Genomic DNA, 25849 nt, shown 5'->3' with positions numbered 1-25849 from the left:
GGCCGTCAATCAGTGAAGGGAGAGAGGGGAAAGCATTGATAGGAGAGGATTTGAGAGTTTTTATAGGGAAATGTGCGACAGCTTATGCCTAGATTAATTACGATTTGCGGGGCGACGGCGACTGGGAAGTCTGGAGTGGCTTTGGCTTTGGCGGGGCGACTGCAATCTTCGATTCTGAGTGCGGACTCCCGTCAAGTGTACCGCGAGTTTGACATAGGAACGGCAAAACCGACGGCGGTCGATCGCACTTGTGTACCGCATCACTTAATTGACATCTGCGATCCGACAGAAACTCTGACACTAGCAGATTACCAGCAACAAGCTCAAAAATTAATTGCTGCTGTCGATTTTCCTGTTTCTCCCCCCCTGTTGTTGGTGGGAGGGACGGGCTTATATATTAAATCGATCGTGCGCGGTTTGAAAATTCCGAGGGTAGCACCGATGCCCGAATTGCGATCGCAACTTGCAGAACTCGGACAATCTCAATGTTACGCGATGTTGCAGCAGGTCGATCGGTCTGCCGCCGAGAAAATTCACCTCAATGACCCAGTAAGAACTTTAAGAGCACTGGAAGTATTTTATGTCACCGGTCGCCCTATTTCCGAACAGCAGGGCGAAAATCCTCCCAATTATCCTATTTTACAAATTGGCTTGGATTGCGCGATCGATGTTTTGGTCGATCGTATCAAACAGCGCACCGAACAAATGCTAGAACGGGGTTGGATCGCTGAAGTAGAATATTTGTCTAAAAAATACGGCTGTGACTTGCCATTATTGAACACGCTGGGCTATCAGGAAATGAAACAATATTTGGCTGGCGACATTAAGCTGGAAGAAGCCAAAGAATTAACAATTTTGCACACGCGGCAATTTGCTAAACGTCAGCGCACATGGTTTCGCGCTTATCCTGAAATTGAATGGTTTGATGTTAGCGCACCGGATTTGTTGGAGCGAGTTTGGCAGAGAGTGCAGGAATTTATGAAATGATTTTATATCGAACTTAAAGATATTTTTAACCGCAGATGAATGCTGATGTAATTTAAATTGATTTGCTAGTTTTTAAACTACAGTAAGTCGAATTTTTGCGTTAACTTTGACTCGGCAAAATTTCTCTAATTCTTTGCCGAAACAAACGCACAGCCGCACGCTGTCCGGCTGTTCTGCTTTGTTCGATAAAACCTGGAATTTCTGCAACAGGTAAAAAGGGAAAAGCTAAACTGCGATCGCACATTTCATATTTTCCCTCCACAAGCTGATAAACTTGCAGAGATTCCCGCCGATACCTCCAAAGTTCGGGAACACCAAGAGCAGCATATATGGAATCTTTATTAACTGAAGAATTCGTGTAATCCGACTCTATTGCTAAATCAGGCGGCAAATCCTCTGGGAGGTTGATGTCTCTTTTACCTCTGATGCTGGCTTCATTTTGAATGTAGAAACAAGTATCAGGTTCGACAGCACGAGTTAAATCTTCCCGTTCGAGAGTCAGAGAACCACCTTTCATCACTTCGATTTCTAGCTCGTCTGCTGTAGCTTCAATAAAGCTTTCTATAAGTCCTTTGGGAACTTCATGTTCTAGATGCGGCATTCTGATTTCTAATACTCCTCCCTCGTAAGCAATTCTCCAAGCTCTATCGTCCCCAACATCTGCTAGCAATGCTTTAAAAGTTGACCAACTGACACCTTTTAAAATAACTCGGTTTTCTACTGGGGTAGTTTGCTGCTCGACGGGAGTTGATGTTGTTGTTACCATTTAGCAATTCCTTGGTAGCTTCATCAATTTTTATTGTAGTCGATCGACTGCAAATTTAAGGTAAAATTTACAAACATAGTGCAGGTATCGGGTAGGGACACGGCACTGCCGTGTCCTGTATTTCATTTTGCTAAAGCGAACAAAAAAGATTTTTCTTAATTAACCGCAGAGAACGCAGAGGGCGCAGAGAAAGAGAAAAGAGAGAAATTAATAATTTGAGGAACAAGCCGAAAAGCCTGTTCCTAAAATTACATCTCGCGTACTTAATTAACTGTACAAACTAGCTACATATTCGCCGTAACCGTTATAGGGCAAAGTCGGGCTAGTTTCCCACGACCAACTGTTACCGGGGCCGACTATCCGTTCGCTGGCCTGCGACCATCTGGGGTGTGGCTTGTCGGGTTCGACATTTGCTTCAAAGGCGTATTCGTTGGGCCCGATTGTATTCCAAAAAGTGGCTGGCTGTTTTTCGACAAATTCAATTTTGACGATCGACTTTGCGCCCTTAAAACCGTACTTCCAAGGAATCACTTGCCGCAGCGGCGCACCATTTTGCTTAGGTAGTTTTCTGCCGTACAAGCCTGTGGCAAAAAATGCTAAATCGTTTGCCATTTCCTCAATTCGCAGACCTTCGGTATAAGGCCAAGGATAAAATTGCGAAAATACACTGGCACCTTTGGTAATTTTGGGGTCGTAAAATGAGGTAAAGCGAACGAATTTAGCGTTTGATTTAGGTTCGACATCAGCCATCAGCAATTTCATGGGAAATCCGACCCAAGGAACTACCATTGCCCAGGCTTCTACGCAGCGAAATCGATAAACTCGTTCTTCGATAGGAAATTTTTTGTAGAGGTCGTCGATATCATAAGTGCGGGGATTTTTTACTAAACCGCCTACTTCTACTTTCCAGTTTTCTGTTGGCAAAGCTTGAGCGGCTTGCCAAATAGATTTTGTGCCGCCGTATTCGTAAAAATTGTTGTATTTGGTAGCTAAGGCTTCGTCGGTAATCGCTCGATCGACTTTTGCAAAGGTGGGATTCCGGCTCAATCCCGAATATGCTTGGGTTGAGCTTTGATCCAGAGCAGTTTTTGAGCTAGCATTGCTTTGGCAGCCTGTCAGCGGTAGCAGCGAAGCAGTCACGCCGGCGCCAATTAAATTGGTCATGAAGCGGCGGCGGTTGAGAAAGGCTGTTTCTGGGGTAATTTGGGGATCGAGAATTTCCCAAGATTTGGGGACGCGAATTAACGGCATAAGTAATAGTTAAAAGTTAGTAGTTAGTTTGGCAAATTTTGCCTGAGTTTTAATCAGTCAATCAATCGATTTTAGATTTTAGATTGACTCGATAGAACAAAGGAACAATGATATTTGGCAAGGCCTGGCGATCGCAATGAAAGTATTCGCAATGACAGTATAACGTAATTCGGTCACAGCGAATCCCGCCGATCGCTCGATCGACCTATTAAACCTCGCTCGCAGGAAAGTCAGCAATTATTTACGCGCGATCGACCGCAGCAAGTGTGGCGAAAATCTGGGAAACAATTATGATCAAGCAAAGATTCCAATTATTTAATTTGTCCACAGGAAGCGGCACGCACCGCCCCGCTTTCCTCCCCCACCAGCAAGTATGTCGGACGGGGGGTCTCCAGCGGAAAGACAAATGAGTTACTGCACCAATCCCCATTGCCAGAACCCCCAAAATCTCGATCGCGCGACAGTCTGTAAAAGTTGCGAATCGAATTTGCTGCTAAAAGGCCGCTACCGAGTCTTTCACACCCTCGGTCAAAGTCTCACTTGCCGCACCTTCTTAGCAGTCGATGAAGACCAACCTTCGCAACCCCGCTGCGTCATTCAACAGTTCTGCGGATCAGCAGCCGCGGACGGTCAAAACCAGCTAAACCGGACATTTCTCGGCTCAGCCTCAGTTCTCGACGAGTTGGGCAAACATCCCCAAATACCGAAACTACTGGCATCTTTTGAAGTCGAAGGCTGCCAGTATTTAGTGCAAGAATACATCGAAGGCCGCAATTTAGCCGATCGGCTTTCAGAAAAAGGTGTTGTTAAAGAAATTCACATTTGGTATCTGCTGAGCGAATTGTTGCCAGTCCTGCAATTTGTTCACGACAATCAACTGATTCACCGAGATATCAAACCCTCCAATATTATTCACCGCAAATCTCCCCAAGCATCCCCAGCTTTGGTAGGGAAAGAGCATCTGCATTCCCTGTCCGGGGAAGGTGGTTTAGGGCTAGTTTTAGTCGATTTCGGCGCGGCAATTCCAGCAAACAGCGGGCCGCTCAAAACAGAAACGGTGATAGGTTCTGCCGAATACGCGGCCCCGGAACAAATTAAAGGTCAAGCAATTCCAAGCAGCGACATCTACAGTTTGGGCGTCACTTGCATTCACTTGTTAACGGGAATGTCGCCCTTTGATTTGTTTGACATCAAAGCCGACAGTTGGGCCTGGAGGCATTATTTGAAAGTACCGGTTTCGGCGCGACTCGGCCGCATTCTGGATAAAATGGTGCAGCGAGAACCATCAAAACGCTATCGATCGACCGAGGCAATTCTCAAAGACATGAAATACGGCCCGGCACCGGTAGACGTGATTCTCAGCAAACCCAAGTGGACTTTAGCCATGTGGGGAGGAGCGACGGTTGCCCTGCTGTCCGTAGTGCTGGGTTCTCGCTTGCCATCTCCAGTACCGCAGGCTTTCACTTCTTCTGAGCCTGCTTCTAGCATTCCCGAAATTCGGTTCAATCCGCCCCCGATGCAAAATTTTCGCGGTGAGGCATCGCAGTCAGGGCCTGCTGTGCGCACTCTGGCGGATCGAGACAAAAACCCGGTTTGGGCGGTAGCAGTCGCTCCCAACGGCCGCGTGATAGTCAGCGGCAACAACGACGGCACAGTTCACCTGCTGCACAAGCGTCGCGGCAAGCTGCTCAAGGTTTTAACAGGACATTTGGGCCCCGTCTGGTCGGTGGCAGTCAGTCCCGACGGCAGGACGATCGCCAGCGGCGGCGTTGACGGTACGATTAAATTGTGGAATTTCTATTCTGGCAGGTTAATTCAGACTTTGGACGGACACCAAGACGGCGTGTTCTCGGTGGTTTTCAGTCCCGACAGCCAAACCGTAGCCAGTGTCGGTAAGGACAAAACTTTGAAGCTGTGGCAAGTCGAAGGCGGGACTGAGTTGGAAACTCTCAAGCGGGTTTTTGACGAGGTGCAGTCGGTGGCTTTCAGTCCCGATCGAGAAACTTTGGCGATCGGCAGCAGCGACGGTAAGATCAGCCTGTGGAACTGGCAGACTGGGGAATTGAAAGAAACTCTTTGGGGTCATTCCGAGGGGGTTTGGTCTCTGGCCATCAGCCCGGACGGTCAAACTCTCGCCAGCGGCAGTTGGGACAAGACGGTGAAGTTGTGGGATATCAGCCCCAATAATCAGTCCGGGCAGCCCAACGGTTCTCTGCTGCGGACTTTGATCGGCCATTCCGACAAGGTTAAGTCCTTGGCTTTCAGTCCCGACGGAGACAAGCTGGCCAGCGCCGATTTGAGCGGGACTATCAAGCTGTGGCGGATGGGTTCCGGCGAAATGACGGGCACGCTGAAGGGTCATTCTACTTGGGTGGAATTGGCTTTTAATCCTCAGGACAAAACTCTGATCAGCGGCAGTTTTGACGACACGATTAAGGTGTGGCGGCTGTCTCCTTAATTTGTTCGATTGTCCGCGCTATAAAATTATCAGAATCCCCAACCAAAATCAAAGATTCTGGTTGGGGATTCTGATAATCGGCGATTGAAATCGCTGCTATACAAACTTTTATCCGCTCCAAGCTGACTCAAGTACATATTTAGGCAGTCCCGCCGTTAACGCGGATATTTTGTCCGGTAATCCACCGGGCTTGTTCGCTGCACAAAAAAGCCGTCACATCGGCAATATCTTCAACTTTTCCGAGTCTTCCCAAAGCAGCCATTTGAGTAAATCTTTGTATTTGTTCGGCGGTTTTGCCGACTGTAAAGAGTTCTGTATCCGTTGGGCCCGGAGAAATCACATTAACTGTAATTTGGCGATCGCCCAATTCCTTCGCCAGCGATCGAGTTAGCTGTTCCACCGCGCCTTTTGTCGCCACGTAAGCCCCGTAAGTTGGCAGTAGCATCGCCGTTGTCGAACTGGAAAAATTGACAATTCTTCCTCCGTCTGCCATCCGTTTAGCAGCTTCTTGACAAGCAAAAAACGTGCCTTTAACGTTAATTGCAAAAAGATTATCAAACTCTGCTTCGGTAACTTCCGCTACAGGTTTGTAAAGAATTACTCCTGCATTATTGACTAAAATATCGACTTGTGAATAGGTTTCCAGAGTGCGATCGAACAAATCGCGAATTTCAGCGGTTTTGCTGACATCGGCTTGCACGGCTAATGCTTTGCCGCCTGCTGCTTCAATCGCTGACACAACTTCTTTTGCTTGCTCAGATCCTCTGGCGTAGTTGACGACCACTGATGCGCCTTCTTCGGATAATCGGAGGGCGATCGCGCGTCCAATTCCCCGCGATGCACCAGTCACAATTGCCACTTTTCCTGCTAGTGATGCCATGAGATTTCCTCTGCAATTAGCGTTGATACTGGTTCAAAATAATCATACTATTTTTTTCCGCATTCCGGTACAGAAACAAATTTAAAATCTCAAATAATCAGAATATCCCTCGAAATCGCGGTTGCTAACTAACACTTGTGGTAAAGTAGTATCGGCTGTTAAAGTAAAATCTATGACCGTAAATTCCGAGTTAGCAGAGCAGTATTTGTCAGCGGGCGAGACTCTCCAAAAATCAGGAAAACTTGAGGAGGCGATCGCTCAATATCAAAAATTACTAGCGCTCAAAACGGATGAGGCTGCTGCACTCAACAAGATAGCAGAAATTTATTACGCGCAACAGAAATATGTAGAGGCGATCGCCTCCTGTTACCAAGCACTTCGCCACCAACCCAATTTCGCCGCCGCCTACAAAACTATAGGGAATATCCTGCAAGCCCAAGGCAAAATTGACGCGGCGATTCGTGCATACTCCAAGGCGATCGAATTCGAGCCTAATTTTGTCGAAGCATATGTTAATTTAGGCAGTATGTTTTACAAACAAGGTCGGCTCGATGACGCCATAAGTTACTACCAAAAATCTATTGCTCTTCAACCAGATTTAGCCGTCGCTTATTGGAATTTAGGCAAAAGTTTGGAAGTTCAAGGTCGAATTAATGAAGGTTTATTTTATCAAAAAAAAGCTCTAAATTTACAGCCGGACTTAGAAGGTAGAAGCAATTTAGTAAAAAATAACACTTACTGAAGAGGAATGTTATAGTCGGAATAATTCAATCATTAACGATGCAAGCTGGATCGAAATGGAAATTAACCAGAATCCGCTGGAATTGCTAACGGCTAAAGTACGAGAAACTGTTGCCGATACCCAAAACTTAGCCAACGAAATCTCAGCTAAATTTGAGGAAAGTGCAACTGTATTAACGGCGTGGGTACAATCAGCGCCAAGTTCAATGGTTAGTGCTGGGGCGATCGCCACTCAAGAAGCTTTTAAAATAGCACATAACATCCGTTTTGAGAACCTGCCAACAAATCTGCAATCCAAATTTGCTAGGGCTGGGGTGCGTGACGGAATGCGAAATGTTCAAGAAGCAGCAAAAGTCTTTGAATCCATACCCGCCCAAATTCGTGCCCAAGGCCCGGAAGCAATTCGCAACTTCTGTCAAGATAAAGATTGGAGTCACATCCAAGCACACGTCAATGGAGGCGGAAGCGAAGCTGCTAACGGGATTTTTGAATATTTTTGGGTGAATCGTGCACGCGGTGGTGCAGACATGACTGCCGCAGAATTAGCAGTCGCTAAGCAAGTTTTAGCGGATGCAGCGTTTAAAGCAGCAGTTGCGGAAATCGTTGGGGCTGCCATGAAAGGGGCGATCGCAGCAGCAGTAATTGAGTTAGTATTTTCTATCTTAGAAAACTCGCTATTGTGCGTTGAAGGCAAAATTACCCAGTCAGAGTTAGTCGAACAAGTCGCCACCGCCACCGCCAAAGCTGGCATTGCTGGTGGTGTTATTACTGGCATTCTGTTAACGCTGTGCATGATATTTCCCCCCATTGCCGCGCTTTTAGGTGCCGCAGCGATGCCCTTGGCGGTTGCAGGTATTGGTTTTATGGGAATTCGCGCCTGGGAAATCTTTTGTCACGGCGATCGACTATTTGGTATTACGGAACAAACACAAAAATTTCTGGGGATGACTGAAGAAGTGCAGCTTTAGACACGGCAATGCCCTGTCCCTACGTCTAATTAGATACCGGACTTCTTCAAGAAGTCCGGTATCTCGGTATTCTAAATGATTGGAAAACATAAATAGTATGGATTCAGTACAAAAAACTCAAGATCAGCAGCATCCGCAATACAAGCGCGATCGAGCCAGTGTCGATACTTTATTAGCAGCAGAAGCAACCGACTACAATTTATCGGAATTAGCAAGATTAATAATTCGCTACCGAGGCTTTCCGGGCGCTAGAGATATTCAATCAGACTTAAAAAAAGTCCTGCAACAATGGAATCATAGCGAAGAAAGTCTTTACGAACAAACCCGTAAAATTCACGCCAAAGGTGAGGTTTACAGGAAACAAAAAAGCGATCAAGAAGATTGGCTTTAATCTCAAATCTAGCTTAAATACCTCTTTTATCTCTTACGTGAGAAAGGGTATATTACGAAAGCTTAGAAGTGAACTAGCGATCGAAATTAATGAGTAATTTTAGGCCTCGGAGCTGGTGCACCTCGCAGCATTCCTTCTGTACTGAGGTCTTCATCAATTTCTTCCCAGTGAATGCCATAGCCTCCTCCACATACTTCCCATTTTTCCCTTTGATCGGGCGTTGCATCAAACAATCTTGGATACCAAATTAAAGGCACGGTAATGATTCGTCCGTCCATCAAATCAACACTAATGGTTTCTTCTGTAAAATGAATGTGCTTAACTCTCTCGTCCGCTCGAATCGCCAAAATACCCATACCAAGCCTCCAATAGCGTTTGTTGATTTTCTTGTACTACCGACTGTATTTTACGAAGTTCTTTAGCACTAAAACCAAGGTTGTTTCCTAAACTGACTGGCTCCAACCAAAATTTAACCGATGATTTGTCTCTGTCAATATGAACATGAGGTGGTTCATTTGGTTCATGGCTGTAAAAGTAAAGTCGGTAAGGGCCTATTCGTAAAATAGTTGGCATAATTCCAGGTTATACAATATTTCAATGCGAATATCTGTATTTTTTTAAATTATTTTTCTTAATTCCGTTTGCATTGGTAATGATATAGAGGACACGGCAGTGCCGTGTCCCTACCGCGATTAATTGTAGGGACACGGCACTGCCGTGTCCTGATTTCCGGTAACTATCCTCAAACCATCTCTGGCGAAACTTGCATTGCCGGCTGCGGCTGGAACTGGAACAGCGAATAAACCACATTGCGGCGGATATCCGTCATCATGTCCAAAAACAGCTCGTAACCTTCAGTTTTGTACTCGATTAACGGGTCTTTCTGCCCGTAACCGCGCAGCCCTACAGACTCGCGCAAAGCATCCATTTGTTGCAAGTGTTCACGCCACAAAGTATCAATTTGCTGCAAAATAAAGAACCGTTCCGCATCTCGCATCAATTCAGCTCGGATTGCATTAACTTCCGCTTCTTTCATGTCGTAAGCATTGCGGACTTGTTCGTGCAGGAATGTTTTAATTTCCTCAACGGACAAATCTTCTAGCTGATCCGGTGTCATGTCAGCCAGCAGATAAACAAATTCTTTCACCTTGCTCACAAGTTTGTCGAGTTCCCATTCTTCCGAAGGTAAATCGGGATTGATGTATGCTCCCACGATGTCATCCATCGTCTGTTCGGCATATCTAATTACCTGTTCTTTGGAGTCCAAACCTTCTAATACTCGGCGACGTTCCGCATAGATTGCTCGACGCTGATTGTTCATCACTTCGTCGTATTCAAATACCTGCTTGCGGATATCGTAATAGTAGGTTTCGACTTTTTTCTGAGCGCCTTCGAGGGAACGAGTCAGCATTCCAGATTCGATCGGCATATCTTCCTCTACACCGAAAGCCTTCATCAAACCGGCCACCCGTTCGCCGCCGAAAATCCTGAGCAAATTGTCTTCCAAACTCAAGAAAAACCGCGTAGAACCCGGGTCTCCTTGGCGTCCCGCCCGGCCGCGCAACTGATTGTCGATCCGGCGCGATTCGTGGCGTTCTGTACCGATGACGTGCAAGCCTCCCAACTGCACGACTTCATCGTGTTCAGTGCTGGTAAAAGCATCGTATTCGCTGCGAGTTAAATTGTAAGCTTCCCGCAATTTTTGAATTACCGGGTCTTTTGTCGGCGCTTTTTCCGAAGCTATAGCCACAATATCATCGGCTTGCAATTCCGAGAGCGATCGCTCCCCGTACTCCTTCACCGCCAATTCCACGGCGGCTTTGAGCAGTTGCTCGGCATTTTTCGATAGCTGCGTCGGGAAAATCTGCGCCGAAGCTTTCCAAGACTTGACCTTTTTCCCAGTCGGAGCAAAACCTTGAGGTGCGGGGCGGCCGCCAATACCGGGTACTTGCACCAGCGAAAACCCGTCTTCATCCTCGGGCTGCACGATCCGGGGCATCAGATATTCCCGCAACTTCAGGCGGCCCATGTACTCAGAATTACCGCCCAAAATAATATCCGTACCGCGTCCGGCCATGTTCGTGGCGATCGTCACAGCGCCTTTGCGTCCGGCTTGAGCGATAATTTCCGATTCCCGCTCCACATTTTCCGGTTTAGCATTGAGCAAATTGTGAGGAATTTTGCGTTCCAGCAGCAGCCGCGACAGCAACTCCGACTTTTCCACGCTCGTAGTACCCACCAGCACCGGCCGACCGATTTCGTGCATTTCCGCGCAGTCTTGGGCGATCGCATTCCACTTGCCGGCCTCTGCCTTGTAAACCATATCCGAAAGGTCAGTGCGGCTCGTAATCCGGTTAGTGGGAATCAGGGTCACTTCCAGATTGTAAATCTTCTCAAACTCCGTCTCCTCAGTCTTCGCCGTCCCAGTCATCCCCGACAGCTTCGGATAAAGCAAAAAGAAATTCTGATAAGTAATAGTCGCCAGCGTCTGAGTTTCCGGCTGAATTTCCGCGTGTTCCTTGGCTTCGATCGCCTGGTGCAAACCGTCACTCCAGCGGCGTCCCGGCATCACCCGGCCGGTAAACTCATCCACAATCACGACTTCGCGATCGGGAGTGACGATGTAGTTAATATCCTTAATAAACAATTCCTTCGCCTTAATCGCATTAAAAATGTAATGCGCCCAAGGGTCAGCCGGGTCGTACAAATCCGTAACACCCAACAACCGCTCAGCTTCACCAAACCCTTCATCGGTCAGTAGCACATTTCGAGCCTTTTCGTCAACCTCGTAATGTTCTTCATTTTCCTTTCTCAGAGCAGCAGCTACCTCAGCCGCCCGCATATACTTCTCACTGGGGCGTTCCACCTGGCCGGAAATAATTAGAGGCGTCCGTGCTTCATCGATCAGCACCGAGTCAACCTCGTCAATCACGCAGAAATTAAAAGGACGCTGCACTACATCTTCCATGACAGTAGCCATGTTGTCGCGCAAATAGTCAAAGCCGACTTCGCTGTTAGTCGCGTAGGTAATATCGCAGTTATAATTTTTCTTTCGTTCCACCTGATCCATGCCCTGCTGAATCAGTCCCACAGTCAGTCCCAGGAAGCGGTGCACCTGTCCCATCCATTCCGCATCCCGCCTTGCGAGATAATCGTTGACGGTGATGATGTGTACGCCTTTACCGTTGAGGGCGTTGAGGTATGCCGGCAGCGTCGCCACCAGAGTTTTGCCCTCACCAGTTTTCATTTCGGCAATTTGGCCTTTGTGCAGAATGATGCCGCCGAGGAGTTGGACATCAAAGTGGCGCAGTCCCAAAACCCGCTGTCCCGCTTCCCGCACCACTGCAAAAGCTTCTGGCAAAATTTCGTCTAGTATCTCTTTCTCCTCGTTGAGAGATTTAGCTTTTGCCAGACGTTCTTGAAACTCCGCCGTTTTCCCTCTGAGGCCGTCGTCTGAGAGTGCGCGGAAGTCTTCTTCCAGGATATTGATATCAGCTACCCAAGGCTGAAATTTTCTAAGTTTGCGCGCGTTGGGATCGCCTAGCAGATTTTTAAACATGGCAGGAGAGGCAGATTTTTAATAATTTAGCTATTAGCTTTCAGGGTTACGGGCTGTAGTGTTAGCCACAACATATACCCTCCCCGATTGTAGCAACCATTGGCTCTCCTGGGCCGTCGCTGGGGGCGAGCGACCGATTTTGGATTTTCGATTTTCGATTTTAGATTGAATAATCGATCGACTTTGGATTTTCGATTGAATAGTTGACCTCTGTTCCGGGTTATTAAGGGGATGGAGGGGCCTAATCGTCAAACAGCAGACCGATCGCATTTTTGGTGAAAAGTCCGGAAGTGCGATCGGGTTTTACTCGCCCAAAAGCTACATACTTCTAAAAACCCACGGGCGATCGATTTCCCTCACCCGCCACCAAATCCCACAACACATCAATACCTGAGCCGACATATTTTGCATCCTGATGGCGATCGATCCATTGCACGACAGCAGGCAAAACCTCGCTTGATTTCAGACCCAACTTACCCAAGGCTAATGCTGCACAGTAACGCAGTAAGGAACTTCCATCTTCGAGACGTAACAGCAGGGCACCGATCACGGCTTGTGAAGCATTTCCCAAGTTGCCCAAGGCAGATGCTGCCGAGCAACGCACGAAGTCACCCTCATCTTCCAGACCTCCTAGCAGAGCATTGATGACGGCTTCTGAAGCATTTCCTAACCTGCCCAAGGCAGATGCTGCCTCACGACGCACTGAGTTAGGCCCATTTTCCAGACTTCGTAGCAGAGCATTGATGACGGCTTCTGAAGCATTTCCCAAGTTGGCCAGGGCAGATGCTGCTGCACAACGCACTGAGTTATCCTCATCTTCCAGACCTCGTAGCAGAGCATTGATGACAGCTTCTGAAGCATTTCCCAAGTTGGCCAAGGCATATGCTGCCTCACGATGCACTGAGTTAGGCCCATTTTCCAGACCTCGTAGCAGAGCATTGATGACGGCTTCTGAAGCATTTTCCAAGCTGCCCAAGGCATATGCTGCCGAGCCACGCACTGAGTTAGGCCCATTTTCCAGACCTCGTAGCAGAGCATTGATGGCGGCTTCTGAAGCATTTCCCAACTTGCCCAAGGCAGATGCTGCTGCACGACGCACTGAGTTATCCTCATCTTCCAGACCTCGTAGCAGAGCATTGATGACGGCTTCTGAAGCATTTCCCAAGCTGCCCAAGGCATATGCTGCCGAGCCACGCACTGAGTTAGGCCCATTTTCCAAACCTCGTAGCAGAGCATTGATGGCGGCTTCTGAAGCATTTCCCAAGCTGCCCAAGGCAGATGCTGCCTCACTACGCACTGATTTAGGCCCATTTTCTAGACCTCGTAGCAGAGCATTGATGACGGCTTCTGAAGCATTTCCCAACTGGCCCAAGACAGATGCTGCCAAGGCACGCACTGAGTTATCCTCATCTTCCAGACTTCGTAGCAGAGCATGGATGACGGCTTCTGAAGCATTTCCCAACTGGCCCAAGACAGATGCTGCCTCACAACGCAGGCTAGGATTCTTATCTTTGAGACATAACAGCAGAGCATGGATGACGGTTTCTGAAACATTTCCCAACGATCCCAAGGCTTGTGCTGTCTTATAACGCATATCCTCATTCCCATCTTCGAGGCGTAGTAGGATGACACTGATGACAGCTTCTTTTTCCCCTAATGCTGCTTGATATTCCTGCAAGCGATTTCCATCAACACCCCTTGCTTTCAAAAGTTGCAAAGTTTGCGCCTCAAACTCAGTCTCATTCATACTGCAAAGGATTTGAAAAACCTGAGAGCGAACTCTGCGACCAACCTGTTGCTCATCCCTTACCTCCAACTCAACCAACTTCTCCAAAATCTTCACAGTTAGACTGGAATCTGCCACCTTTAACTCTTTAATATTTTCAGCAAGGCAACTGCCAGCAAAAAACAAATCGCGGTGCAACCATTTCTCATGCTCGCTATTCGCTGCCAAAATTGCCCGCATCGCTTTCGCCGCTTTCTTCGGTTTTTGTTGAGCAATTAACAGCAGCAACACTTCCCGCCAGTGGGGGTCATGCAAATGCTCTCGAATATGCTTGATAACAATCTCAAAATCATTGTCATCATCTGCCTGATAGCCGATTTCCTGAGCGCACAAATATTCTTGAAAAGTCTTGTGTACAAAAGCGTACAAATCTTGTCCTTGTTCGTTGAGCAATCCCGTCCGCTGTTTAATAAAATCAACAAATCGTTTAGCTTCCTCTTTTGCCTGGAACCGTTCAATCTGTTTTTTGGTTTTAATATTCTGAGTTAACTGATATAACAAATCCTCCTTAGCAATCAGCGTCCCGCCTTCAGGCTTATCCGTACTACCCTGAGTGTGAATCCAATAGGCGAGAATTTCCATCTGCCGCCGTAAATCCTCTGCATCTAAATATTTGAATATTGACTTCTCTGTAATGTTTTTGTGAGCATCCCAATTCTTTAACAGTGTCTCCACAGCTTTTTCATAAAGCTTGTGGCGTGCCCTCGGCAGTTCCGCTTGATAGCGGTGAATCAAAGCAATGATTGTCAGCAATAGCGGATTTCTCGCCAACAATTTAATTCGATCGTTTTCATCCAGAGCTTTTTTAATGCTATCTTTGCGGCGTTGAGCTTCCGCCGCATCTGGAACGCGGCTGTCGTACCAGCGATTAATAAACTCATCAACCTTAGCATCATCAAACAGTTGTAACTGATAGTGTTCAAACTCCGAAGTATTAAAAAAATCGCGTTTGTAACCAGCAGGGCGAGAAGTAATAATTGCCAAATTTTGATGATACTGCCCCAAAAAATTCTCAATTTGCTGCACCACCGCATAGCGCTTGGATTCTTCAACAACCTCATCCAATCCATCCAACAAAATCATCGCCCTACCGTCTGCCAGCCAATACTCAAAAAAGCCTTCGGGCAGCGGTTTCACGGACATAGTTTTCTCCGCAAACTGGCGGGCATAGTCGAGGATATTGATATCTGAAAGCCTAGCAAAGTCACGGATATTAATCAAAATAGGCAAGCAATCTATCCCAGAATCCCAGCCGATTTTTTCTGGATAATTCTGAGCCAACATCACAGCAAAAAAGCTCAGTAAAGTTGTTTTTCCAGAACCAGGAGCGCCCAGCAATACAAATTTATTTGATTGATTTTGATTCAATAATTGTGATGCTAAAAACTTTCTAGCAGAGCGAGTTTCTATCTGCATCTGTTGCAGGTTTTTGCCTTCTACCAATTCTTGAACGAGACTATAAATATTTACCTTTTCCTCTTCCAAGACATCGGGCATTACAAAAATCTGAGCCAACTTTTCCGATTTTTCTATTTCCTGACCTTCGACTGCAATGCCAGCAAACTTAACATCATCAAACCAGTTAGCCAGTTGCTTCAAATAGTCTGCTTTGGCAACTTTAAACCTTAAATAACTACTTGTTTTATGGAAATAGGTTTCAGCAAAAACCTCCAACCAATCATGCAGTCTTTCGGGAGCGAATCGGTCTTGAATCTTCTTGTGTTCTGGGACTGTCGCATTAAAGGCTTCAACTAAAAACTCAACTTGAGGCTTTTCTTGGTCGTTGAAAGGTTTCATGAGTTCTGGAAGTGCAGCACCCGTCAAAAAACTTTTAAGAAAATCTTCGACTACACCCTGTTCGCAAGCATAGAATAATTCATGAGTTTTCTGGGCAGCTTTGATGCCCCAAGTACAAGCTTTTTCAAAATCGCTAGGATTAAATTTTTTCATAGCTTCTTTGAATCCTATTTCTGCAAGTTTTGCGCCAATTCCTGGTGCTATTTTTAAGGCGGCTGCTCCAAATTCACTTATCATGGTAATTTTAAATATTTGTGTTTAAGTGGGTGGACATAATTGCGTTTATGTCCACCAACATTGATAATCTCAACTATCTCTAAATTTAGGACACACTTCAAACGCTAATTGTGACCCATAAAAACCAACATCAAACTCAGTAAAAAAATTAGTTCGCCCTAAAAGAATCGGAATATTATTCACCCTAGTCCAGGCAAAAACTAACTGAACTGGATCAAAGTCCCCTACTTTTGCCAAGACTAATAACCCTTTCGTTTCAGCACTCGCTAAATTTCCCGCTAAAGTAACTGAAAATCTTTGCTCTTCCCAAATTGCCCCTAACTGCACCCCAACATTATAGGGCAAAACATTTACACTAGCTCCTGTATCCAGTAAACCCATAACCTCAACAGAACGATTTTGATAAGTTAGTGTTAAAGGCAAATACGGAACATCAGCTAAAACACCAATTCCATCTCGTTTATGTTGAAAAGGATATCGTCTACTATTAAACATTTTGAGTTTGTTTCTGCTCTATTTCTAGTAACTGCGTCAATTGCTCTGCTGCACTATTAGAAGTATGCACTGAATATATAATTTCAGCAGATTCATTACCCATTACAATTCCTTCTTCTTTCGCCAATTCTGCTATTAAAAACAGCATCATTTGAAACTTTTCAGCACGAGACAATTGCCGAAGTTGGGCTAACAATTCAAGATTTGACATAAAACGCCATAGAATTAGTTTTTACATTTTACCATGACCTTGAGATTTCAACCACTCCAAAACAGCACAGCCAATGCGTAAATTTTGAACGGGCCGAAGAGCCCGCCCCGATCGCCCTTATTGAAAAAGCTGTCACATCTCAGGTAAGATAAACCCTAGTTTTAAACAGGTCTGGGCACTTCGTAAGTCAAAAAGTCATAGGCCATTTTCGTATTCGGAAAAATAGCCTGCGCTTCCTTGAGCAAATCATCCAGGACGATCGCATTCCCCGGAGCGTAACGCGGGCTAAAATGCGTCATAATTAGCTGTTTCGCCCCAGCGATCGAAGCCACTTGAGCCGCCATAGTCGAAGTTGAATGCAGGCGATCGAAGGCCATTTGAGCATCTTGATGAGCAAAAGTAGCTTCATGCACCAACAAATCAGCATCCTTCGCCAATTCCACCGCCCCGTCACAAAAAACCGTGTCAGTACAATACACAAACTTGCGCCCGACTTGATCCGGGCCGCAAAAATCCGTACCTTTAAACAGTCGCCCGTCCGATAACTTTACCGTCTTTCCTTGTTTTAATTGACCGTAAAGCGGCCCCGAAGGAATACCCACAGCCTGAGCTTTTTCTACATCAAAATGTCCCGGACGGTCTTTCTCAGTTACTCGATAACCAAAAGCAGTAACTCGGTGTTTCAAAAGACCGCAGCTAACAATATATTCGTCATCTTCATAGATGACACCCTCGTGACTTTTGTGCACCTTCACCGGGTAAGAAAAGTGAGTTTGAGAATAGCGAACGCCAGCTTGCAAATATTCTTCAAGTCCCGGAGGCCCGTAAAGATCGATGCGCTTGACATTCCCCGCCAAACCGCAGCTAGCCAGCAAACCCATTAAGCCGAAAATGTGGTCGCCGTGCAGGTGAGTGATGAAAATGCGGCTCAGTTGGCTGACTTTTAGGTCGCTGCGGAGAAACTGGTGCTGAGTTCCTTCGCCGCAGTCAAACAGCCAAAGTTCGGCTCGCTGGGGCAAGCGGAGGGCGATGCTGGAAACGTTGCGCGATCGCGTGGGGACGCCGGAGCTAGTTCCGAGAAATGTAATCTGCAAGAGTCAAATCACCTCAATTAAGTCTTAAAAAATATGTTACATATATCCAGAGTGCGGCAAATCCGACATACAGGAAATAATCGCACCCAGGAACCGGGATAAATCGCTGTTCCTGCCAACATCTAGTTGCTAAAATCATTTTCGACAAGGGCACAGAGTGCCAAACCCAATTCTAACGTTTTCTTTGTTTCGTTCCTCTTTCTTTTTCCCGAACCGCAGCTTCCCCTGAAAACTTGTCAAACATATACAGCATAAAAGGAAAATTTTCAAATGCAGTCAGGAGTATTTTTTGCTTCCGTTCTTTCGACATTAAAAAAACGCTACTTTTGGATTTCGTTGTTGTTTTGGCTGGTAATGGTAGCCCCAGCCCAGGCCGCGCTGATCTTGCGAGTGGCGGTACAAGACGGGGCAAGTCAGGTAAAAGTCGGCAGTTCTACTAAGGCTGCAATCCGCGACGGTAGCGGGCGCAATTTGGGCGAACTGCCGGCAAACAGTTCTCAGTCAGCTCAATTTCGATCGGGAACAGTGGCGATCGGTCGCTGGGCGGCCAACCAAGTTTGGATCGAGCCGACGGGAAACGGTTATGTCTGGATTGGCGATCGCTGGTATCGGGGACGCACGCTTCTAGTTCCCGAAAAAGGAGGCTTGACTGCCGTCAACTACGTCGATATCGAACAGTATCTCTACAGCGTTCTCGGCGCCGAAATGAGTGCCAATTGGCCTATTGAAGCTTTGAAAGCCCAAGCAGTCGCCGCCCGCTCCTACGCTATCCACCAGCGCCTCAAAAGCGAAACCGAGCTTTACGACGTGGACAATACTCAGTCTTCGCAGGTTTACAAAGGACTGCAAACAGAATCTTCTGGCACTTATTCCGCAGTCGATGCAACCGCCGGTCAAGTTCTGGCTTACAACGGTCAGATTATTTTAGCCGTTTTCCACTCTGCCTCTGGGGGACATACTGAAAATGTCGAGGATGTTTGGACGGAACCCCTGCCTTACCTGCGTGCTGTTCCTGACTTCGACCAAGGGGCGCCGGTTTACCAGTGGAAAGAAAATTTTTCTCGCGCCCAAATCAGCAGCAAGATTTCTGGCGTGGGCAATGTGATCTCGATGAAGCCAGAACGGACTACGGCTTACGGCAGCGTTTTGAAGATGAAAGTAGTCGGAGATGGCGGTTCTAGGGTCATGACCGGCGCCGATTTACGCCGGGTTCTAAGTTTGAGGAGTACCCGCTTTACCGTGATTCCTCAGTACGCGGGCGGTGGGAACCCAAGAAACAGCAGCCAAGCTCCTACCGGTTTTCAAGTTGCTGGCAAAGGTTTCGGTCACGCTGTAGGAATGAGTCAGTGGGGGGCGTACAATTTGGCCCGGCAGGGATACGGCTACCAGCAGATTTTGTTGCACTATTACCGGGGTACTACTTTGGCTAGAATTGCAGTGCAGTAACTGCTGGGAATGGGCAAGGAAGAAGGCAGAAGGCAGAAGAGAAAAACAGCTATTCCTGTATCCGTCACTTCCGTGTCATGAATACAGGGAATTGGGAATTGGGAATTGGGAATTGGGCATGGGGAATTGGGCATGACTAACGACTCGTGACCCCGCCCAAAAACCGATACTTGCCAACGACTCCGGTCCTGGATAGATGAAAATTTTAGACTCTTGTTCAAGCTCCCAGATTCATCTGTGGAGTAAATCTTAAATCGTTCGACTGAGCGATCGCACCGAAGTCTAAAATCTCAAATCTCAAATCGACTGACTGATGACTAATGACTGATGGCTAACTACATTAAGGATTGCTATGCAAAAGTGGGAGTATTTATTTGTGGATGCGAATATGTATCCTTTTGGAAACAAGCTTATTAGTTTATATGTAAACGGTGAAGAACAGCGAGATTGGAAACAAGGCTCGCTGCATCTATTTGTCAACCAGTTGGGGGAGGAGGGGTGGGAACTTGTGACTTTGTATCACGACTCGAAGTATGACCAAAATTGTTTAATTTTTAAACGCCCTAAGGTTATTTAAAAAAAATCTGAGTCTAAAAAATTATGACATCAATAAAGATTGACATTTTCCACCCTTCTTAGCAACGAGCTAAAAGCCCGTTCCGCAACCAATATATTTTATTGTGGAACAGGCTTCCTGCCTATTCTTGAAAAATGTGCAAGATTTGAGTTAAACCTAACTTAACAACAAACAACAGTTTTTTGTCATTAGTATTACAAGTTTTCCGAGCGTTCGATTCTGCGCTGCCATTCGGCATCTATTTTTGCTGACTGTTCTAGTTCTTGTTGGGTTAATTCGGTTTCTGTTGTATAAGCTAAGTCTTCTTCAGTCAGAAGGTTTTCTCCTGCAAATTCCCGAGCGTAAGCCAGTTTTTGGAGCAAATTGGCATCGGGTTCGTTTAATAACCTCGCTCGCTGCTGACGCTCTTGATTGCGGGCTTCTATCCGGCTATTTTTCCACTGAATCCAGAAGTAGCGAATTAAAGGAATTGTGAGAAATCCGACGCCGTAAATCAGGAGCATTGGATAAACAGCGCTGACGAAACCGATAAATCCACCTGCGATCGCACTTTTAGCTAATAAATTTCCTAAAACTAATGCACCAACCAGATTGACGGCTCCTAAGCCTGCTGCGAGCATGATTTGTCCTGAACTGGCGTGACTGAAACGCCACAGCATTTCTCGCAAATAAGCTGCTACGGGTTGAGGATTTTTCTGGACGGCTGTGGTTTGCAATTGCGGGAAATGGTAGACTATTTGCCCTTCGGGACTGACTTCGGGTCTGCCGTCAAAACGGGCGAGAGCAGGTAACATATATTCTTCGTATTCTCGGGCGTATCCCTGTCCGAGATTGTCGAGATACGGGGCAATTTGTTCGGCGGCGACGGCGCCTCGGTTGTTGCGAATTGCCGTGGCAATATCGCTCCACTTGCGCTCTTCTAGATTGTGATTGGGATTGCCGTCTCCAAATATAAAGGAGAAAACTGCTTCCAGAAAACTCATCTGGGGTTTTTGGCCAGTTAAGCGCGATCGCTGCTGGTAGTAAGGTTCGTCATGGTTCCAGTAAAATATCCAGAGTAAGTCGTTCCAGAAGTAGGGAAAAAAGAAAAAGCCACCGCCTCTGTTGCCGCCCCCACCATCTCCTCCTCCTCCTCCCCCGTTATTGTCGCTGCTGCTGGAGAGTAAAAGCGTGATAGCAACAAAAATTAAGAGGATAGAAGCTACCAGCACAACACCGAAAGATATCCGAATCAGATAAAATAGAATGCGCCAGATTTTTTGCCACCATTCCTGCAACTGCAAGCGCAAGAATTTGTTTCGCAAAATATCTCGAAAGTTTTTGGGAAATAGGTAGGCAATGTCGCCGGATTCTGCTACTTGCAGGTTGCCGCCTGCTTCGGAGGCGAGGGTTAACAGTTCTCGCTGCGCAAAATTGACATCTAATCCAGCTTTTGCCGCCACGTCTCCAACCGTAACGCGGTAGCCAAGTTGTTCGACGGCTTGCATAATGGTGGGATTCGGAGCCATAGGTTTCTCTCTGTGAAAATTACCCGGTTATTTTTATTATATATTGCGGGAATTCGAGCTGGTTTTGGCATCCTGGTTTCTGATTTTTTTTGAGGCTGCCCTTGACTTTGGGGCAAAATATTGCTAGTGTTTTGCCGAATAACTTTTAAGTGTTGGCTAAACCCGGATAGCTTAATAAAACTTTGCGATCGAATTTCTCCTCAGCAGGCTATTTGCTTTTTTGCCAAAAGGATAACAGCGGGGGATTGTGAGTAAAGTTAGTAGGGTGCGGTGTGCGATCGCCCGTTGGCGTTAGCGAAGCGAGCCGAAGGAAAGCCCTCGAAGAGGATCGCCCCTGCACCCTACAGCAGAACTTTTCGCTTCTGCGCGGGTTTTTGTAAGTTTTGTGTAGAGTGCCAGAGATATGTTAAAGAAATCTAGTTTTTTTGCAAGTCTTGCAAGAGTTCTATAAAATGGATAGAGCTTGCGCGAGTGTTAAACCCAAGGGCGTGTTTTAAGGTTCGCACTTGCGATCGAGTAGGCTTTTTAGCGCTCTCAACACAACTGCCAACTAAAACAGTTGCGCAATTATTAATAGGAAAACTTTACAGGCTAATTTTTCTGATTAGTCGCTAACCAAAGAATCGCATATGCCAAGAACTCAACGCAACGATAACTTTATTGACAAAAGTTTCACGGTAATGGCTGATATCATCCTGAAGATTATGCCGGCAAAAAAGCAGGCGAAGGAAGCTTTTGCTTATTACCGGGATGGTATGTCAGCTCAAGCAGATGGCGAATATGCTGAAGCGCTGGACAATTATCATGAGGCGCTGAAGCTGGAGGAAGATCCTTACGATCGCAGTTATGTCTTGTACAATATGGGGCTGATCCATACTAGCAACGGCGAACACGATAAAGCTTTGGAGTATTACAGCGAAGCCCTGGAGCTCAATCCGAGAATGCCACAAGCGCTGAATAATATTGCTGTGATTTACCACTATCAAGGCGAAAAGGAAAAGGAAGCGGGCAATATTGAAGGGGCGGAAGGGCTGTTTGATAAAGCTGCGGATTATTGGAAAGAGGCTATTCGCTTGGCGCCGAACAATTACATTGAGGTGCAAAATTGGCTGAAGACGACAGGCAGATCGCAGATTGATGTGTATTTTTAACCTCGGTTGTTAGCGAGAACAAGCCTGATTGGGTAAACAGAAAGTTGTGGTTTTAAGTGTTGAGTGGTAAATTGAAAACTCTTTCACTTAAAACTCACAAATCACAACTAAAAACTAATCACCAATTCCCAACTACAGATTTTTATGATTGACAGAGAAGAAATTCGGAAAGTAGCGAATTTAGCGAGATTGGAATTAACGCCGGAAGAAGAAGAGCAGTTTACTGGTCAACTCAACGGTATTTTGGATTATTTCGAGCAGTTGAGCGAACTGGATACGAGCAAGGTACAGCCGACAACGCGGGCGATCGATGTTAGTAATGTGATGCGATCGGACGATTTGCAACCTTTTGCTAACGGAGAAAGTATTTTGGAGGGAGCACCCGATCGCGATGGGGAGTTTTTTAAAGTTCCTAAGATTATGTAGCTTTATAGTTATAAATCTGTAATGTTCATTCTTGGGATGACAGTCAGTCATGTACGTATTAATTGGTGGAGCAGGAATGATGGGGCTGGGTTTAGCCCAGCAGCTATTAAAACTCGGTCATACGGTTGCAATCATCGATCTCGACCCGCTTGCCTGTCGCTTTGCTCGTGAAAAAATCGGAGTGATGGCATTTGAAGGCAGTGCGGTGAGCACAACGGTTCTTCTGGAAGCCGGAATTAAACAAGCAAGCGCAGTCATTACAGCACTCAGGGACGATGCACTGAATTTAGCGCTGATCACCCTATCCAGGAGCTATGGCATTTCCCATATTGTGGTGCGAATGCGCGATCGCGAATTCATGGAAGCGTATCGACTTGCCGGAGCCAGTCACATCATCAGCACGATTGATTTGGCAGTCGCAACAATGGCCAATGCGATTGAATACCCTCAAATCGAATCGATGATGCACTTTGAACAAGGACAAGTTGAGGTGCTAAAGCTGCCCGTTCCAGGCGATTGCAATGTGGCAGGTCGCACCGTTGCTCAAATTGCTCAAGACCCTCGTTTTCCAACAGGTTCGCTGATTATTGGTTATCAATGCCATGCCTGCGCCAATCTGGAGATTCCGAACGGCAATACTGTTCTAGAAGCAGGTTCTACCATCTTGGTCGTCACCCGTCCAGAGCTAGTTCACCAGATGATTGATTACCTCGGCATTCGCGCTAGTCATCTGCCAACGTTAGAAGTTTCTCATCCAAATCTTTGATGTAAGGCTCAACCAGATCCTCTGGAACAATTCGCTTGCGGAGGGCATCGCTAACGGCTCCTTTTTCTGCTAGGAGCAATCGCCGTCGAATCGTATCTAGCCCGCTGCGATCGCCCTCTATTTGACCTGCCCGATGTTTATTGTAGAGATCGCGCAGCACTCGCTCAGAGTGTGCTACTCGTGCTTGATACGATGCCCATAACTCCTCGTAAACTGCCTTCGGCAACACGCCAGATTTCAGCAAACTATCTAGCTCATCTTGAGCCGCTTTGGAAGCGATCAACTGAATCTGTAACTGTCCAGCTTCCTGCATTACATCAGAAACACGGCTAATTTTTAGTCGTTTTACCAGCCAGGGTAAACTTAATCCCTGTCCGACCAAGGAGAATAAAACTGCACCGAAAACTAGGGCAATGATGTTATCCCGTCCTGGTAGGGTCAAGGGAATCGTAACAGCTAAGGCCATTGATAGAGACCCTTTAATATTCCCTAAAACCAAAACGTGCTGCCAGCGTAGCGGAATGGGACGATCGAACCAGCGCAGCCCCGCTAATAACAAATAGACCGAGAGAATCCGTCCCAGTTGATAGGCCAGAATGACGAATAAAATGGATGGCAAAATTCTCCACAGCGTCAGCGGGTTAATTTCAATTCCAATCAGCAGGAAAATAAACGTATTGACGCCAAAACCAGCGTATTCCCAGAAACTCAGCAAGGTAATCCGATCCGAGGCAGACGAACTGCGAGGCAGCCCAAGGTTGCCAAAAACAAGTCCGGCGATGACCACCGCCACCGCGCCCGATACGCCTAAAAATTGTCCGATTTGGAAGGTTCCCAATGCGAGAGCGACGGTTAGCAAAAGGCTACTCAACCGATCGTTTAAGCGAACAAATATCGGCACGCTCAAATAACCTAAAACACCCCCGACCACTGCCCCACCTAAGGCAACCACGAGCAGTTCCTTCACGCCTTGTATAGGGGTGAGAGAGCCTGTGGCATAAATGACCAAAACCAAATTAAATGAAATTAGAGCAGCCGCATCATTGAACAGAGTTTCTCCCTCAACAATGGTGGACAATCGAGAAGGCACACGGATCTCCTTAAAAACCGCGATCATTGAGACTGTATCAGTGTTTGCCAGAATGACTCCGATCAGCAACGCTGGAATCCAGTCTAGCCCCAGCCCAAATTTAACCAGAACAGCGATAATTGCTGAGGAAAAGATAGAGCCTGGACCCGCCAGCAGGGCGATCGGCTTAAAGGTGCTGCGGAGACGGCTGATATCAGTATTGATCGAGGCTTCAAAAATCAGAATTGGTAGGAAAAGATTTAATACTAAAGAGGGGTCTAAACCAATTCGACGCGACAAGAGCTCCGTAATGGGCAGACCTGCCAACACTAAGCCCGTCACATAGGGAATTCGCAACCGTTGGGTTACGAGTGCCACAACAGTTGCAATCAGCAGCAGAATGATCAAGATGATGACCAATTCAGGAATAACTCCTGCCGTTTGGCTATTTGTAGCAGGATTGCTGCCCAAGGGAGGTGGTTGCGCTACAATCGATTCCATCACCGATACTCCTCTCATAAACTCGTTTTCCTCAAAGAAATTGACAGATTAACTACGGTTTTAGTCTACAGGAGACGGTTCACTCTGTTGTAGGCGTAACTGCAATTTATGTGGTGTATTTGGATGAATGCCGATGAAGCTGAAACAGGATTTCTGGGTGGGTTGGGCGATCGGGGCGATCGTTCTGAGCTCTTGCTCGATCCCAAACTACCTCACAAAGACAACAATCTGATATCGCTGCGATCGTCATTACCTCCTGTTGAGCCCAAACTGCCTTACAAAAGCAACAATTTGATACTGAGCGTAAAACCTCACACTGCTCTAGAAGCTAGTTTCCTACTATAATAGATTGACTGTCACACAGTAATCAGTTTATTCACTTTTGGGAAAGAGTTACGACAACCGATCGCACCACAAAATCTCGCTGGCTTTTCACCCTTTTGCAATTAACGATCGTTTCCCTCAGCGTGGTTCTCATTTTTGCTCTTGCTTATTGCAGTCTGGATGCACTGGATTTGGAAGGACTTCAGGAGCGGAATGGGGAACGTGTTGCTGGATTTCTGCCCTTCTTGTATTTCAGTGTCGAAACATTTTTCCGAATTGGCTATGGCATTCAAACTCCAGTGGGATAACCTTGGGCAATCGTCACTTTAGAGGCAATGAGCCATTTCCTAATCGAAGTTGTCTTTATTGCTCGCATGGCTACTCTAGAGCGCCAGTCCAGTAAAAGAGGTTGACAAAAAACCTCAAATAGGATGTACCCAAACGACTCACAATACGCCAC

Annotated in this window: 24 protein-coding genes; 12 read left to right on the top strand and 12 right to left on the bottom strand. The window is 46.6% G+C overall.

Translation table 11 applies throughout. The features are described 5' to 3' along the window. Positions 1-84: 84 nt before the first annotated feature. Positions 85-987: a tRNA (adenosine(37)-N6)-dimethylallyltransferase MiaA gene (gene miaA / locus QUA78_RS16825; protein WP_333303375.1), complete on the top strand. Its 903-nt coding sequence runs from the start codon at positions 85-87 to the stop codon at positions 985-987. A 100-nt stretch (positions 988-1087) separates the two neighbouring features. Here miaA and QUA78_RS16820 read toward each other — a convergent pair whose 3' ends face one another. Then, positions 1088-1753, bottom strand: coding sequence for a Uma2 family endonuclease (locus QUA78_RS16820; RefSeq protein ID WP_333303374.1), 666 nt, complete (start codon positions 1751-1753; stop codon positions 1088-1090). A 267-nt stretch (positions 1754-2020) separates the two neighbouring features. Continuing rightward, positions 2021-3004 carry a protein-methionine-sulfoxide reductase catalytic subunit MsrP gene (gene msrP / locus QUA78_RS16815; protein ID WP_333303373.1) on the bottom strand — a complete coding sequence of 328 codons (984 nt, stop codon included), beginning with the start codon at positions 3002-3004 and terminating at the stop codon, positions 2021-2023. A 406-nt stretch (positions 3005-3410) separates the two neighbouring features. Between msrP and QUA78_RS16810 the strand changes: the two genes are divergently transcribed. Beyond that, entirely contained in the window at positions 3411-5462 is a 2052-nt protein-coding gene (locus tag QUA78_RS16810; protein ID WP_333303372.1) for a serine/threonine-protein kinase, read from the top strand. A gap of 139 nt (positions 5463-5601) precedes the next feature. Here the strand turns inward: QUA78_RS16810 and QUA78_RS16805 are convergent, their stop codons facing one another. Beyond that, positions 5602-6342, bottom strand: coding sequence for an SDR family oxidoreductase (locus tag QUA78_RS16805; RefSeq protein ID WP_333303371.1), 741 nt, complete (start codon positions 6340-6342; stop codon positions 5602-5604). A 172-nt stretch (positions 6343-6514) separates the two neighbouring features. On the opposite strand from QUA78_RS16805, the gene QUA78_RS16800 reads away from it, so the two are divergent. The 3 genes from QUA78_RS16800 (at position 6515) to QUA78_RS16790 (ending at position 8442) form a co-directional block, all read left to right on the top strand. Further along, positions 6515-7084 carry a tetratricopeptide repeat protein gene (locus QUA78_RS16800; protein ID WP_333303370.1) on the top strand — a complete coding sequence of 190 codons (570 nt, stop codon included), beginning with the start codon at positions 6515-6517 and terminating at the stop codon, positions 7082-7084. A gap of 55 nt (positions 7085-7139) precedes the next feature. Continuing rightward, on the top strand, positions 7140-8051 hold the full coding sequence (locus QUA78_RS16795; RefSeq protein ID WP_333303369.1) for a hypothetical protein: 912 nt from the start codon (positions 7140-7142) through the stop codon (positions 8049-8051). 97 nt (positions 8052-8148) lie between these two features. After that, a complete protein-coding gene (locus tag QUA78_RS16790; protein WP_333303368.1) occupies positions 8149-8442 on the top strand; it encodes a DUF3288 family protein in 294 nt (97 codons plus the stop codon). Positions 8443-8528: 86 nt separating this feature from the next. On the opposite strand, the gene QUA78_RS16785 is transcribed toward QUA78_RS16790, so the two are convergent. From QUA78_RS16785 to QUA78_RS16755, 7 genes are all read right to left on the bottom strand, one after another. Next, entirely contained in the window at positions 8529-8798 is a 270-nt protein-coding gene (locus QUA78_RS16785) for a DUF2442 domain-containing protein (RefSeq protein WP_333303367.1), read from the bottom strand. Next, on the bottom strand, positions 8761-9015 hold the full coding sequence (locus QUA78_RS16780) for a DUF4160 domain-containing protein (RefSeq protein ID WP_106334228.1): 255 nt from the start codon (positions 9013-9015) through the stop codon (positions 8761-8763). Before QUA78_RS16780 ends, QUA78_RS16785 begins: the two co-directional genes overlap by 38 nt. Before the next feature lie 169 nt (positions 9016-9184). Continuing rightward, on the bottom strand, positions 9185-12001 hold the full coding sequence (gene secA / locus QUA78_RS16775; RefSeq protein ID WP_333303366.1) for a preprotein translocase subunit SecA: 2817 nt from the start codon (positions 11999-12001) through the stop codon (positions 9185-9187). Positions 12002-12329: 328 nt separating this feature from the next. Further along, positions 12330-15821 (bottom strand): HEAT repeat domain-containing protein, encoded by a 3492-nt coding sequence (locus QUA78_RS16770; protein WP_333303365.1) that lies wholly within the window; start codon positions 15819-15821, stop codon positions 12330-12332. A gap of 69 nt (positions 15822-15890) precedes the next feature. Next, positions 15891-16316: a retroviral-like aspartic protease gene (locus QUA78_RS16765; RefSeq protein ID WP_333303364.1), complete on the bottom strand. Its 426-nt coding sequence runs from the start codon at positions 16314-16316 to the stop codon at positions 15891-15893. Then, positions 16309-16527, bottom strand: a complete 219-nt coding sequence (locus QUA78_RS16760; protein WP_333303363.1) for a hypothetical protein — start codon at positions 16525-16527, stop codon at positions 16309-16311. The genes QUA78_RS16765 and QUA78_RS16760 overlap by 8 nt, the downstream gene beginning before the upstream one ends. Before the next feature lie 161 nt (positions 16528-16688). Beyond that, positions 16689-17621: a ribonuclease Z gene (locus QUA78_RS16755; RefSeq protein WP_333303362.1), complete on the bottom strand. Its 933-nt coding sequence runs from the start codon at positions 17619-17621 to the stop codon at positions 16689-16691. Between the two features lie 270 nt (positions 17622-17891). On the opposite strand from QUA78_RS16755, the gene QUA78_RS16750 reads away from it, so the two are divergent. Next, positions 17892-19067, top strand: coding sequence for a SpoIID/LytB domain-containing protein (locus QUA78_RS16750; RefSeq protein WP_333303361.1), 1176 nt, complete (start codon positions 17892-17894; stop codon positions 19065-19067). A 352-nt stretch (positions 19068-19419) separates the two neighbouring features. Beyond that, positions 19420-19644, top strand: coding sequence for a hypothetical protein (locus QUA78_RS16745; RefSeq protein ID WP_333303360.1), 225 nt, complete (start codon positions 19420-19422; stop codon positions 19642-19644). Between the two features lie 194 nt (positions 19645-19838). On the opposite strand, the gene QUA78_RS16740 is transcribed toward QUA78_RS16745, so the two are convergent. Beyond that, complete coding sequence (locus QUA78_RS16740) at positions 19839-21152, bottom strand: hypothetical protein (protein ID WP_333303359.1); 1314 nt, start codon at positions 21150-21152, stop codon at positions 19839-19841. Positions 21153-21781: 629 nt separating this feature from the next. Between QUA78_RS16740 and QUA78_RS16735 the strand changes: the two genes are divergently transcribed. From QUA78_RS16735 to QUA78_RS16725, 3 genes are all read left to right on the top strand, one after another. After that, entirely contained in the window at positions 21782-22303 is a 522-nt protein-coding gene (locus tag QUA78_RS16735) for a photosystem I assembly protein Ycf3 (protein WP_333303358.1), read from the top strand. A gap of 144 nt (positions 22304-22447) precedes the next feature. Then, on the top strand, positions 22448-22729 hold the full coding sequence (gene gatC / locus QUA78_RS16730; RefSeq protein WP_333303357.1) for an Asp-tRNA(Asn)/Glu-tRNA(Gln) amidotransferase subunit GatC: 282 nt from the start codon (positions 22448-22450) through the stop codon (positions 22727-22729). A gap of 49 nt (positions 22730-22778) precedes the next feature. Further along, a complete protein-coding gene (locus QUA78_RS16725) occupies positions 22779-23495 on the top strand; it encodes a TrkA family potassium uptake protein (RefSeq protein ID WP_333303356.1) in 717 nt (238 codons plus the stop codon). Here the strand turns inward: QUA78_RS16725 and QUA78_RS16720 are convergent. Then, entirely contained in the window at positions 23452-25083 is a 1632-nt protein-coding gene (locus QUA78_RS16720) for a sodium:proton antiporter (RefSeq protein WP_333398916.1), read from the bottom strand. The genes QUA78_RS16725 and QUA78_RS16720 overlap by 44 nt on opposite strands. A gap of 90 nt (positions 25084-25173) precedes the next feature. Here QUA78_RS16720 and QUA78_RS16715 point away from each other — a divergent pair, with 90 nt between their 5' ends. Together QUA78_RS16715 and QUA78_RS16710 are read left to right on the top strand one after the other, a co-directional pair. After that, positions 25174-25410, top strand: coding sequence for a hypothetical protein (locus QUA78_RS16715; protein ID WP_333303354.1), 237 nt, complete (start codon positions 25174-25176; stop codon positions 25408-25410). 95 nt (positions 25411-25505) lie between these two features. Further along, on the top strand, positions 25506-25697 hold the full coding sequence (locus QUA78_RS16710) for a hypothetical protein (RefSeq protein WP_333303353.1): 192 nt from the start codon (positions 25506-25508) through the stop codon (positions 25695-25697). Positions 25698-25849: the final 152 nt, after the last annotated feature.

Source organism: Microcoleus sp. K4-B3, from assembly GCF_036704615.1.
In the GTDB taxonomy this organism is placed as follows: Bacteria; Cyanobacteriota; Cyanobacteriia; order Cyanobacteriales; family Microcoleaceae; genus Microcoleus.
The sequence above is the reverse complement of the archived record's forward strand: the minus strand, read 5'-3'. Positions and strand labels throughout refer to the sequence as shown.

Bases quoted from the DNA above. Each gene is read 5' to 3' on its own strand.
- miaA (WP_333303375.1), top strand. From the start codon at position 85: ATGCCTAGATTAATTACGATTTGCGGGGCGACGGCGACTGGGAAGTCT.
- QUA78_RS16820 (WP_333303374.1), bottom strand. From the start codon at position 1,753: ATGGTAACAACAACATCAACTCCCGTCGAGCAGCAAACTACCCCAGTA.
- msrP (WP_333303373.1), bottom strand. From the start codon at position 3,004: ATGCCGTTAATTCGCGTCCCCAAATCTTGGGAAATTCTCGATCCCCAA.
- QUA78_RS16810 (WP_333303372.1), top strand. From the start codon at position 3,411: ATGAGTTACTGCACCAATCCCCATTGCCAGAACCCCCAAAATCTCGAT.
- QUA78_RS16805 (WP_333303371.1), bottom strand. From the start codon at position 6,342: ATGGCATCACTAGCAGGAAAAGTGGCAATTGTGACTGGTGCATCGCGG.
- QUA78_RS16800 (WP_333303370.1), top strand. From the start codon at position 6,515: ATGACCGTAAATTCCGAGTTAGCAGAGCAGTATTTGTCAGCGGGCGAG.
- QUA78_RS16795 (WP_333303369.1), top strand. From the start codon at position 7,140: ATGGAAATTAACCAGAATCCGCTGGAATTGCTAACGGCTAAAGTACGA.
- QUA78_RS16790 (WP_333303368.1), top strand. From the start codon at position 8,149: ATGGATTCAGTACAAAAAACTCAAGATCAGCAGCATCCGCAATACAAG.
- QUA78_RS16785 (WP_333303367.1), bottom strand. From the start codon at position 8,798: ATGGGTATTTTGGCGATTCGAGCGGACGAGAGAGTTAAGCACATTCAT.
- QUA78_RS16780 (WP_106334228.1), bottom strand. From the start codon at position 9,015: ATGCCAACTATTTTACGAATAGGCCCTTACCGACTTTACTTTTACAGC.
- secA (WP_333303366.1), bottom strand. From the start codon at position 12,001: ATGTTTAAAAATCTGCTAGGCGATCCCAACGCGCGCAAACTTAGAAAA.
- QUA78_RS16770 (WP_333303365.1), bottom strand. From the start codon at position 15,821: ATGATAAGTGAATTTGGAGCAGCCGCCTTAAAAATAGCACCAGGAATT.
- QUA78_RS16765 (WP_333303364.1), bottom strand. From the start codon at position 16,316: ATGTTTAATAGTAGACGATATCCTTTTCAACATAAACGAGATGGAATT.
- QUA78_RS16760 (WP_333303363.1), bottom strand. From the start codon at position 16,527: ATGTCAAATCTTGAATTGTTAGCCCAACTTCGGCAATTGTCTCGTGCT.
- QUA78_RS16750 (WP_333303361.1), top strand. From the start codon at position 17,892: ATGCAGTCAGGAGTATTTTTTGCTTCCGTTCTTTCGACATTAAAAAAA.
- QUA78_RS16745 (WP_333303360.1), top strand. From the start codon at position 19,420: ATGCAAAAGTGGGAGTATTTATTTGTGGATGCGAATATGTATCCTTTT.
- QUA78_RS16740 (WP_333303359.1), bottom strand. From the start codon at position 21,152: ATGGCTCCGAATCCCACCATTATGCAAGCCGTCGAACAACTTGGCTAC.
- QUA78_RS16735 (WP_333303358.1), top strand. From the start codon at position 21,782: ATGCCAAGAACTCAACGCAACGATAACTTTATTGACAAAAGTTTCACG.
- gatC (WP_333303357.1), top strand. From the start codon at position 22,448: ATGATTGACAGAGAAGAAATTCGGAAAGTAGCGAATTTAGCGAGATTG.
- QUA78_RS16725 (WP_333303356.1), top strand. From the start codon at position 22,779: ATGTACGTATTAATTGGTGGAGCAGGAATGATGGGGCTGGGTTTAGCC.
- QUA78_RS16720 (WP_333398916.1), bottom strand. From the start codon at position 25,083: ATGAGAGGAGTATCGGTGATGGAATCGATTGTAGCGCAACCACCTCCC.
- QUA78_RS16715 (WP_333303354.1), top strand. From the start codon at position 25,174: ATGTGGTGTATTTGGATGAATGCCGATGAAGCTGAAACAGGATTTCTG.